Raw genomic sequence first — 3,611 nt, forward strand, 5'->3', positions numbered from 1 at the left:
GGGCTCTTGCACGATCAGGCGCAGGGCAAGACCGAGGAGCTGGCCTACTCGCCCGACAAGACCACCGCCAATGTGTTCAACGACACTGATATCAACGGGCTGGCGGCTGCGGTGTCAGAAGTGTTGAACTCCAAGGGGTTTGCCACAGGAACTGTCGGCAACAACGACGCTGCGCACGTGTCCGGCAGCCAGGTGCAGGCCGCCAAGGCCGACGATCTGGGCGCCCAAGCGGTGGCTAAAGACCTCGGTGGGCTGCCCGTCGTCGCCAACGCGTCGGTGCCCGCCGGTACGGTTCGGGTGGTGCTGGCCAACGACTACACCGGCCCGGGTGCGGGGTTGAGCGACGGCCCCGCTGCGACGGCGGTCGGCTCGTCAAACTCCAACTCGGCCAACAACACAGCTCCTCCGCCCTCGCCGATCCTGACCGCCGGCTCCGAGCACCCCGAGTGCGTCAACTGAGGTGAGTACCCTCAGTGCAGCGGTGCTGGACCCGATGCTGCGCGCCGATCCGGTCGGACCGCGTATCACCTACTACGACGACGCCACCGGTGAGCGCATCGAACTCTCCGCGGTGACGCTGGCCAACTGGGCGGCCAAGACCGGCAACCTGTTACGCGACGAGTTGGGCGCCGGGCCGGCCAGCCGAGTGGCGATGTTGTTACCGGCGCATTGGCAGACGGCGGCGGTGCTGTTCGGGGTCTGGTGGATCGGCGCGGACGTAACGCTCGGCGGTTCGGCGGCAGATGTCGCACTGTGCACGGCCGAACGGCTCGACGAGGCTGACGCAACCGGCGCCGCCGAGGTCGCGGTGCTGTCGCTGGACCCGTTCGGCCGCCCGGCGGCCGATCTGCCGGTCGGTGTCACCGACTATGCGACCGCGGTGCGCGTGCACGGTGACCAGATTGCCGCCGAGCGCCATCCCGGTCCGGCGTTGGCCGGCCGATCGGTCGACGAGGTGCTGGCCGCCTGCCAAACATCCGTGGCGACAAAGGGTTTGACGGCAGGTGATCGGGTGCTGTCGACCGCGTCGTGGGATGGGCCCGACGACATGATCGAGGGTCTGCTGGCGGTTCTGTCGATCGGTGGATCGCTGGTCCAGGTGGCCAACCCAGACCCGGCCGCGCTGCCGCGAAAGGTCGAGATGGAGAAGGTCACTCGCGTGTTTGGCTCTCAGTAGTCACACCAGCACCAGCTCGGGGCCGGGACGCTCTCGCCGAAAAGAGGGCGTATGTGATAGCACCGCAGAAGCGTGCTATCACATACGCCCCGTTTTCTAGAAGAGAGTCGTCCTGTCGACAGCGACTAACGAGGCTGCTGAGACTCCTGATACTCAGCCGCGACCCTCGATTCATGTTGGTATCGCAATATTTCTATGTTAAATTTGGCGGCACGACAACGTAGGAAGGTTAAGGGGATGTTGGTGCACGGGCTTTTGGGTAAGGCGGCTGGCACGGTGGTCACCGGACTGGTCGGGGTAAGCGCCTACGAGGTTGTGCGGAAGGCCCTGGCCAAGGCTCCACTTCACGACGCCGCCGTGACCGCGACGGAGTGGGGACTGCGCGGAACTCGTCGCGCCGAGGAAGCTGCGGAGTCAGCCCGGCTGAAGGTGGCCGATGTCGTGGCCGAAGCTCGCGAGCGCATCGGCGAGGAAGCGCAGCCTCCGGCGATCGGCAATCACGACCACGAGCACTGACATGCGCGTCGTCTCGGACGCGGCCGGGCGGATGCGGGTGCAGGTCGGCTGGGTGCGTTCGAATTCCCGACGCGCCGTCGCGGTCGAAGAGGCGGTCGATAAGCAGGACGGTGTGCGGGCAGTACACGCCTACCCCCACACCGGCTCGGTCGTCGTCTGGTATTCGCCGAGACGCTGCGATCGGGACGCGGTGCTAACGGCGATCTCCTCGGCCGAACACATTGCCGCCGAACTGATCCCGGCTCGCACACCGCGATCGTCCGATGTCAGCAACACCGAGGTACTGCGCATGGTCATCGGCGGGACCGCGCTCGCCTTGCTCGGACTACGCCGCTACGCCTTCAACCGGCCGCCGCTGCTGGGCCCTTCCGGCCAGCTGGTCGCGACCGGCGCGACGGTGTTCATGGGCTATCCGTTCCTTCGCGGCGCGTTGCGCTCGTTGCGGTCCGGGCGCGCCGGCACCGATGCGCTGGTCACCGCGGCGACGGTGGCCAGCCTGGTGTTGCGCGAGAACGTCGTCGCGCTCACTGTGCTCTGGCTGCTCAATATCGGTGAGTACCTTCAGGATTTGACATTGCGACGGACTCGGCGGGCCATCTCGGATCTGCTGCGCGGGACCGCCGACACGGCGTGGATTCGCGTGGACGATAAAGAAGTTCAGGTTCCGATCGACACCATCCAAATCGGCGACGACGTAGTAATCCACGACCACGTGGCGATCCCGGTCGACGGCGACGTGGTCGACGGCGAGGCCGTTGTCGACCAGTCAGCGATCACCGGCGAAACGCTGCCGGTCAGCATCATCGCGGGGTCAGCGGTGCACGCCGGCTCGGTAGTGCTGCGCGGGCGGCTGGTGGTTCGCGCTCGCGCCGTCGGCAACGAAACCACCATCGGGCGGATCATCAGCAGAGTCGAAGAGGCACAACATGATCGGGCACCGATCCAGACGGTCGGCGAGAACTTCTCCCGTCGCTTCGTTCCGATCTCGTTCATCGTGTCCGCGATTACCCTGGCGATCACCGGAGACGTCCGCCGTGCGATGACGATGTTGCTGATCGCTTGCCCGTGTGCGGTCGGCTTGGCGACGCCGACCGCGATCAGCGCGGCGATCGGCAACGGCGCACGCCGCGGCATCCTGATCAAGGGCGGGTCGCATCTGGAGCAGGCGGGTCGGGTGGACGCGATCGTCTTCGACAAGACTGGCACGCTCACCGTCGGGCGCCCGGTGGTGACGAACATCATTGCACTGCACAAAGATTGGCAGCCCGAGCAGGTGCTCGCTTATGCCGCCAGTTCGGAGCTGCACTCCCGGCATCCGCTGGCCGAGGCGGTGATCCGCTCGACCGAGGAACGCCGCATCACCATTCCGCCGCACGAGGAATGCGAGGTGCTGGTCGGGCTGGGCATGCGAACCTGGGCCGACGGCCGGACCCTGCTGCTGGGCAGCCCGTCGCTGTTGCGCTCGGAAAACGTCAAGGTGTCCAAGAAGGCAGCCGAATGGGTTGACACGCTGCGCCGCCAGGCCGAAACCCCGTTGCTGCTCGCGGTCGACGGCACACTGGTCGGGCTGATCAGCCTGCGCGACGAAGTCCGGGCCGAAGCAACCGATGTGCTGAAGAAGCTGCGCTCCAACGGAATCCGCCGCGTCGTCATGCTCACGGGCGATCATCCCGACATCGCGACGGTGGTGGCCGGCGAGCTGGGCATCGACGAGTGGCGCGCTGAAGTGCTGCCGGAGGACAAACTGGAAGTGGTTCGCCAACTGCAGGACGAGGGTTACATCGTCGGCATGGTCGGCGACGGCATCAACGACGCCCCGGCGTTGGCGGCCGCCAACATCGGCATCGCGATGGGCCTGGCCGGCACCGACGTGGCCGTCGAGACCGCCGATGTCGCCCTGGCCAACGACGATCTGAAC

General features: G+C 66.5%; 4 protein-coding genes. All 4 read left to right on the top strand.

Going from position 1 to position 3,611, the window contains the following annotated elements; translation table 11 throughout:
- Positions 1-459 (top strand): LytR C-terminal domain-containing protein (locus tag WB785_RS15480; protein ID WP_424080207.1); only part of this gene is annotated, 459 nt, incomplete at its 5' end.
- 34 nt (positions 460-493) lie between these two features.
- Positions 494-1,177 (top strand): TIGR03089 family protein, encoded by a 684-nt coding sequence (locus tag WB785_RS15485; RefSeq protein ID WP_424080209.1) that lies wholly within the window; start codon positions 494-496, stop codon positions 1,175-1,177.
- Between the two features lie 237 nt (positions 1,178-1,414).
- Positions 1,415-1,693, top strand: coding sequence for a DUF1490 family protein (locus WB785_RS15490; protein WP_324436166.1), 279 nt, complete (start codon positions 1,415-1,417; stop codon positions 1,691-1,693).
- A gap of 1 nt (position 1,694) precedes the next feature.
- Positions 1,695-3,611 (top strand): heavy metal translocating P-type ATPase (locus WB785_RS15495; RefSeq protein ID WP_424080208.1); only part of this gene is annotated, 1,917 nt, incomplete at its 3' end.

This window comes from Mycobacterium sp. (assembly GCF_049585075.1).
Classification (GTDB): Bacteria; Actinomycetota; Actinomycetes; order Mycobacteriales; family Mycobacteriaceae; genus Mycobacterium.

What these genes read in the sequence shown, in the direction of transcription:
- WB785_RS15490 (WP_324436166.1), top strand. Translation starts at nt 1,415, where the DNA reads ATGTTGGTGCACGGGCTTTTGGGTAAGGCGGCTGGCACGGTGGTCACC.
- WB785_RS15485 (WP_424080209.1), top strand. Translation starts at nt 494, where the DNA reads ATGCTGCGCGCCGATCCGGTCGGACCGCGTATCACCTACTACGACGAC.